The sequence below is a fragment of the Actinomadura geliboluensis genome (assembly GCF_005889745.1).
Taxonomy (GTDB): domain Bacteria; phylum Actinomycetota; class Actinomycetes; order Streptosporangiales; family Streptosporangiaceae; genus Spirillospora; species Spirillospora geliboluensis.
In genome coordinates this window covers 1-6,376 of the sequence record NZ_VCKZ01000489.1, presented here as the reverse complement: position 1 = coordinate 6,376, position 6,376 = coordinate 1, and the positions used below count along the sequence as shown (strand labels likewise).

The following is a 6,376-nucleotide window of genomic DNA, read 5'->3' as shown; positions in this document are numbered from 1 at the left end:
GGCGTCCCGCCGTGCCCTCCCACCCATCACCGTTCTCTCCCACTGGAGGTTCGACCGTGTTCTCTGCCAGACATATCGCCGGTGCCGCCACGGCGCTCGCCACTGCCGGCGCCGCGGTCTTCGGCGTCACCGCCGCCGACGGATCACCGGGCTTCTCGTCCGACGGCGCCCGTCTCATCGCGGCGGTCAAGGCGCACGGGCTGGCGCCGGTCTCGGGCCTGGACCGGGTCTACACGGCCGACCAGAGCTCCAACACGGTCACGGTCATCGACCCGGCGTCCAACCGGACGCTCGGCACCATCCGCCTCGGCGACCAGCGGCTCGGCTCGACGCTCAGCCCGCAGTACCTCGGCAACGCGGGCGTCCACGGGCTCGGCTACTCCCGGGACCGCCGACGCCTCGGCGTGGTCAGCGTGGCCAGTAACACCGTCGACATCATCGACACCCGCACCAACAAGGTCATCAGCCACACCGACGCCGGCCGCGCCGCGCACGAGGGCGACTTCACCGCAGACGGCCGCGAGTTCTGGGTCGCCGACCGCGGCCGGGACACCGTGACCGTCATCGACGCCGACCGGGGCGGCGTCGACGGGCGCGTCAGGGTCGGCGAAGGGCCCTCCAAGGTGCTGATGAGCCCGGACGGCACGCTCGCCTACGTCAACCACATCAGCACACCCGAGATCACCGTCGTGGACGTGAAGTCGCGCAAGGTCACCCGCCACATCAGGGGGCTCGCCGACGCCTTCTCCTCCGACGCCGCCATCTCCCCCGACGGAAAGCAGATCTGGGCGGCCCACAAGCGCGCCGGCAAGGTCAGCGTGATTGACCTGGCCTCGCGGAAGGTCAAGGCCGTGCTGGACACCGGCCCCGACACCAACCACCCCAACTTCGCGACCAACGCCCTGGGCTCGTTCGTCTACCTCACCGTAGGCGGCCTCGACCAGACGCTCGTCTACGAGCGCACGGCCTCCGGGACGCCCAAGCTGGTCACGCGCATCCACAACCGCGGTCACGCACCGCACGGCGCCTGGCCCAGCGGGGACGGGACGCGCATGTACGTGGGACTGGAGAAGTCCGACGCGGTCGACGTCATCGACACCAAGACCAACCGGGTAATCGACACGATCCGAACCGGGCAGGAGCCCCAGGCCGTCATCTACGCGCCCCGGGCCGTGACCAGCCCCGGTTCCGCTCCCGGGCTCGGGCGCCAAGGCCTCGGGGCACCGGCCCGGAACGTGCCGACCGTCCTGCCGGACGGTTCGGACGGCGACGTGCTGCGGCCCGGCGGCAAGGGCCGCGTGCTGGAGGCGACCGTCCGGCAGGTCGGCGGGCTCGACATGGTCCAGTTGCAGGCCCGCGACCTCAGGCCCGGCACGACGTACCAGGCGTACGCCGTCGCGGCGTCCGGGCGGGCGACGCCGCTGGTCTCCTTCACCACCGACGACGGCGGCAAGGCGCCGCAGGTGCTGTCGTTCTCCCAGTTCACCGGGAAGCGGATCGTGCTGAAGTCGAAGGGCAGGGCGTCGGCGCAGCGGCTCGCGTCCCTGAGGGAGGCGAGCGGCGACCACTCACACGAGGCGCTGGCCGGACGCGACGTCGACCCGGCATCGCTCCTGTTCTGCTGCTGCTGAAACGGAGGTGAGTGCCTGTGAAGAGCGCACGCCTGAACCCGCTGGCGCGCACCGCCATGGCCTTCGGCGCCGCCACGGCCATGAGCGCCGCCATGGTGACGCTGCTGGCCTCCCCGGCGTCCGCGCACGTCCGAGTGCTGTCCGAGGGGGCCGAGGCGGGACGGCCCGCGACGCTGCAGTTCCGCGTCCCCAGCGAGAAGGAGTTCAGCACGACCGTCCGCATCGACATCGCCCTGCCCGAGGGCGTGACCGCCGACTCCGTCCCTGAGATCGAGGGCTGGACGATCAGCCGGACGCCCCAGCGCCACATCGTGTGGACGGCCCGGGCCGGGCACGAGATCCGGCCCGCCGAGACCCAGACCTTCACCGTGCGCGCAAAACCGCTGCCGAAGGAGGGCGTCCTCCGCTTCGACACGGCGCAGACGTACTCCGACGGATCGGTCGTGAACTGGAACCAGCCTTCGACCGGAGGACGGGAACCGGAGTTCCCGTCCCCGGAACTGGTCCTGGATCCGGTGGCCGTGCGCCAGGCACCGCCGCCGAGCGGCGAAGCGCCGAAGCCGTCGGCGACCGGCGGGGCGACCTCGGAGCCGAAAACGCGCTCGGCTGAGGGGAACGGCGTCCCCGCCGCGTTCTGGGCGGTCGGAGGCGTGCTCGCCGGCGGTGGGCTCGCCGTCCTCCTCAGGCGGCTGCTCCAGGCGTCCGCCGGACGGCACGGCTGACGGACGCGAGCCCGGCCGCCCGCCAGGCGGCCGGGCTCGTCCCGGACGGCACGGCCCGCCGCCGTGTCACGCGGCGGGGTGCGGGCCGGGCGCGTCGGGTCGGGTGCTGGTGCCGTAGTCGAGGCCGCCGTGGCTGTGAGTCGGCACGAGCGGCCACTGGCGCTTCCAGTCCGCGCACTCCGACGAGGGGTGATCTGCAGCCAGCGGGGATCGTGGGGCGACGGCGAGGCCAGGGTCTTCTCCTTTCGCGGCCGTGCGCGGCATCGCCTACACCCTCTCGGCTGCGCGCTCACCGCGTGGCTGATCGTGTGGCTGTCCCAGCGCTGACCCCCGTAACAAGCCACCGAAGGATCTGCGGTAGATCGCCGCGGCGGCCGCCGCGAGCTCGCCGAGACGCTTCGCCCTGGGCCGCGTGCTGTGGACGATGCATGATTGATCCACACCATTCGCCCTTTCCCGCCGGAGTCACGCGGAGGAAGGGGCCTGAGATCGGCGATGACCGGGCCTGGTTCGCGCCAACGCCCAGGCGCTGAAGGCCTATGCCGGGTCGGCGCCGGTCACCCGCGCCTCGGGGCGCATCGCGTCCATCACCCGCCGCTCGATCAAGAACAACCGCCTGGCGACAACCGGGTTCAGATGGGCGTTTTGCGCGTCCGCCAAAGTCGGGCGCCCAGGCAGCCACTACCAGCAGGGACGCGACCACGGAGACCGGCACGCCGCCGCACTGCGCAAACTGTTCGACCGGATGCTCGGCCAGCTCCACCACTGCCTGCAGACCAGGCAGCTATACGACCCGACCAAGGCTTTCACCCCGCCCGTCACCGCAGGGGCTTGACGACTTAGCACCATCGGAGGTCTCATCTGCGCGACTCGAAACACAGACGTGCCGGTAAGTCTCACCCGGTTGGCCACATCTGTGCGAGGTACCGTTCACCGCCGTCCTCGGCGCTGGTGCCGCTGTCACGGCCGTATCCGCTGATCCGCACGTAGTACTTGCCCGGCTCGACGCTGATCACCTCGGGTTCGAACCCTCCGCCGCCTTCGTTGACGCCGAGCGAGCCGCTGGAGATGTTCAGCAGGAATGTGCCTTCGACGTCGGGCAGCGGCTTGGGGGTGGGGGGTTCGCTGTCCCAGGCTTCGAGGAGCAGGGGGTAGGCAACCTGGTCGGGGTGGGCAACGCGGATGGTGATCTCGTGCTCGCAAGCGCCGAACCAGCCGTGTGGTGACGGCTGCGGGACCGGTCCGTAGTCGTACTCGGCGTCGACGCCGATCCCGAAGATCTCGGGGTCGGCACTGGTGCGGTATTCGGCAGAGTTGGTTGCGGGCATGGCGTGGCCTGTCCTCCTCGGGTTGGCGGGGGGGCAGGGCCTGGGCCCTGCCCCCGCCAATCATCCAGTACGGTTACGGATTCCCGCAGGCATCGTCGTCCTGGTTGGGGACATCAGGCTCATCGCCGGGGTCGCCGGCCGCGGCCCATGGCGCTGGCGCCGTCCCTTGGGTGACCAGCGCTTGGGGAGCGCGGACCTTGATGTGGAAGGGGTCCATGTTGAGGATCCGGTCGTTGTTGTAAACGAGCACAGCACACGCCCCGCCGCTTCGTTCTGCGGACCGCTTAGTGGCAGCACCGAGTACATGTCCTGGTACTTGGGCCCTCCAAGGTCGTCGTTGTATTCGTCCATCGACCGGGCGACGCCTTCGTAGGTGGAGCGGAACGGGAACTCATCGCACTGCTTCTTCTGCCCGTCGCTGTCGACCTGCCCGCTCCAGCCGGGGAACCACTTGTCGCATGCTTTGACGGCTTCGCGGTAGTTGCGGTCGTAGCGTAGCCGGTTCTTCTCGCTGGTGCCCTTGTACAGGCGGTGCAGGGGGTTGCCGGGCGTGCCGCCGGGGATTTGCTTGTCGGAGAAGGGCGGCTTCGTTTCGCCTGGCCGTGTGAGCGCCTGCTGGTAGTGGTCGGCGGCCTTCTTGTAGCCGGAGTTGGCCTGGTCGCTGAAGGCCAGGAACTGGTCCACCCGGTCGAAGATCGATGCTCGCTTGGCGACCTTGTACATGTAATAGGCGGTGTCGAAGCGGACGCCGGTGCCGGCGCTGGTGGAATGGTCCGGGTTGGTAGTGAGGGTCGGGAAGGTGAACTGGTACCAGCCGAACACGCTCGCCCGCTGGACTTGGTCGCCGTTGGCCTTCGTGGCGGGTTTGCCGGCTGACTTCAACTGGGACTCCGCCCAGCCCGAGTTGAGCCATCCGGCGATGGTGTCCTTGCGCCCGTTGCGGTCTCCGGTCTCGCACGCGGCGGCGTTGGGGTTCGGCGTGCAGATCATCTTGGCCTCGAAGGTGGCCTCTGCCTTGGCCCGCTCCCACAGGTGCGGCCCGGGCCCGTCGCCTTTGAACTTCCACGCGTCGGCGCGGATCTGGAACTCCACGTACCGGTCGGTGGTGGTGCCTGGCCGTGCGCCCTTCTTGCCGAAACCAACCAGGTAGACGGTTGTTTCAACCTGTTCCTGGCCGCCTCCGGGCGGGAACACCGTTGCCCAAGCGGTACCGGCTTCGCACCAGGAGAAGTGGTCGCGCACCCACCTCCGGGCTCGCCCGCCTTGAGATAGTTCTCCTTGCAGGTCTCGAAGTTCCAGGAGTCGGCGGCGCGCGCGCCCTGCCGAAGTCCCTCGGCGTCGACGGTGTAGGACTGTCCGGATTGCTCGCGCATCCTCTTGGCCTCGGCTTCGGTGCGAGGCAATCGGTGGTGCTTGTTGTATCGTTTGCCCCCGCCGAGTTGCTCGACCGGGACACCGCGCGACAGCGCGTCCACGACCGCGCCGGGTTTGCCGACATAGCGGGGGGCCTGGGTATACCCCTGAATGATCTTGTATTCGCCGGGTTGGGGCTCGAACGGCTCCGCAGTCGGCGTGCCCGCTGCCGCAGGGACCGTGACGAGTCCGGCCAGCAGGGTCATGCCGCCGAACAGGACGAGAAATGATTTGCGCATGGCCGGCATCACCCGCAGTAGGTGTGGAAGAAGTCGGCCTTGTTGTAGGCCGCGGTGCCCACGTTCGATGACGCCGCGCCCGGGGCTTCCCGCCAGAGCGTCACGAAGGGACTTACGTCCCGGTCGTAGACCTCGACGGTGTGTGCGGTGGTGTTGACCCAGGACGAGGTCTTGTTGCCGAAGCCGTAGTCGGTCAGCGACTGGTTTCCGCCGCAGTCGCGGAACGACAGTTTCCGGCCGGTGAAGTCGGGGCCGTCGTAGAAGCAGTACCAGCCGGCCGTGCAGGGGTCGGCCACCGCGCGAGCCGTGGCTGGCCACCGCCCGCATCATCAAGATCGACGTGGAAGGGGTCGAAGCCGCCGCCGTCGCCGGTCTGGCCGGGCACCTGGACCTCCTGCGCCCCGACGCCGAACTGGTCGTCGAGGTCAGCTGGCGGCTGCTGCGCCGCCAGGGCCGCAGGGTCGAGGAGGTCACCGGCCCGCTGATCGCCGCCGGGTTCCACGCGTACCTGCTGGCCAACGACTACCGGGCCCGCTCCTACCCCGCCGCAATGCGGCGACCCGCGGCGCCGGTACGGCTGCACGCCCCCTTCACCGGCCTGCGCGACCCTAGCGACCTGGTCTTCTCCCGCACCGACGCCGACCGCCTTCGGTGAGGTAGAGGCCCAGGGGTTGTCATTCCGAGCGGGCGTCGACCACCTCTTCGCCCTCGCCGTCCGGAGCATCGAAACGGGCAATGAAGTCCTCCAGCGCCGACTCGGTCACCAGCAACGCGTTGGCGTCCGCCCGCTGGTTGCGGACCTGAAGGCGGCGCAGCAACTCCTCCCGCCCCACCCTGAGGTAGATCAGCCGCCACCGGCCCCCGGCGGCCTCCACCAGCTTCTTGGCAGCGTCCCGGTCCGCCCGCGTCCACAACCTGGACCGCCCCGGCGATGTTGGAGGCTCAGATTGTTGGTTCTCAGCCGGTCTAGGTCGCTGTGCCACGTGACCGGTTGAACGCTTCCTCGTACTCGCGCGGGGGAATGTTCCCGCAGTAAGAATGTA

7 protein-coding genes are annotated in these 6,376 nt (G+C 69.5%); 3 read left to right on the top strand and 4 right to left on the bottom strand.

Annotated features, from left to right (window positions below; genetic code table 11):
- Positions 1-56 precede the first annotated feature (56 nt).
- Both ETD96_RS39330 and ETD96_RS39325 read left to right on the top strand, forming a co-directional pair.
- On the top strand, positions 57-1,631 hold the full coding sequence (locus ETD96_RS39330) for a beta-propeller fold lactonase family protein (RefSeq protein WP_171069455.1): 1,575 nt from the start codon (positions 57-59) through the stop codon (positions 1,629-1,631).
- A gap of 17 nt (positions 1,632-1,648) precedes the next feature.
- Positions 1,649-2,353, top strand: a complete 705-nt coding sequence (locus ETD96_RS39325; protein WP_138641571.1) for a DUF1775 domain-containing protein — start codon at positions 1,649-1,651, stop codon at positions 2,351-2,353.
- Positions 2,354-3,249: 896 nt separating this feature from the next.
- Here the strand turns inward: ETD96_RS39325 and ETD96_RS39320 are convergent.
- From ETD96_RS39320 to ETD96_RS39310, 3 genes are all read right to left on the bottom strand, one after another.
- Positions 3,250-3,681, bottom strand: a complete 432-nt coding sequence (locus ETD96_RS39320) for a hypothetical protein (protein ID WP_138641570.1) — start codon at positions 3,679-3,681, stop codon at positions 3,250-3,252.
- Between the two features lie 60 nt (positions 3,682-3,741).
- Positions 3,742-4,923 (bottom strand): hypothetical protein, encoded by a 1,182-nt coding sequence (locus tag ETD96_RS39315; RefSeq protein WP_138641569.1) that lies wholly within the window; start codon positions 4,921-4,923, stop codon positions 3,742-3,744.
- A 418-nt stretch (positions 4,924-5,341) separates the two neighbouring features.
- Positions 5,342-5,629 carry a peptidase inhibitor family I36 protein gene (locus ETD96_RS39310; protein ID WP_138641568.1) on the bottom strand — a complete coding sequence of 96 codons (288 nt, stop codon included), beginning with the start codon at positions 5,627-5,629 and terminating at the stop codon, positions 5,342-5,344.
- Between the two features lie 44 nt (positions 5,630-5,673).
- Here ETD96_RS39310 and ETD96_RS39305 point away from each other — a divergent pair, with 44 nt between their 5' ends.
- The gene (locus ETD96_RS39305) at positions 5,674-5,988 is read left to right on the top strand and encodes a hypothetical protein (RefSeq protein ID WP_138641567.1); all 315 of its coding nucleotides are present in this window, start codon (positions 5,674-5,676) and stop codon (positions 5,986-5,988) included.
- A 19-nt stretch (positions 5,989-6,007) separates the two neighbouring features.
- Here ETD96_RS39305 and ETD96_RS39300 read toward each other — a convergent pair whose 3' ends face one another.
- The gene (locus ETD96_RS39300) at positions 6,008-6,208 is read right to left on the bottom strand and encodes a hypothetical protein (protein ID WP_138641566.1); all 201 of its coding nucleotides are present in this window, start codon (positions 6,206-6,208) and stop codon (positions 6,008-6,010) included.
- Positions 6,209-6,376: the final 168 nt, after the last annotated feature.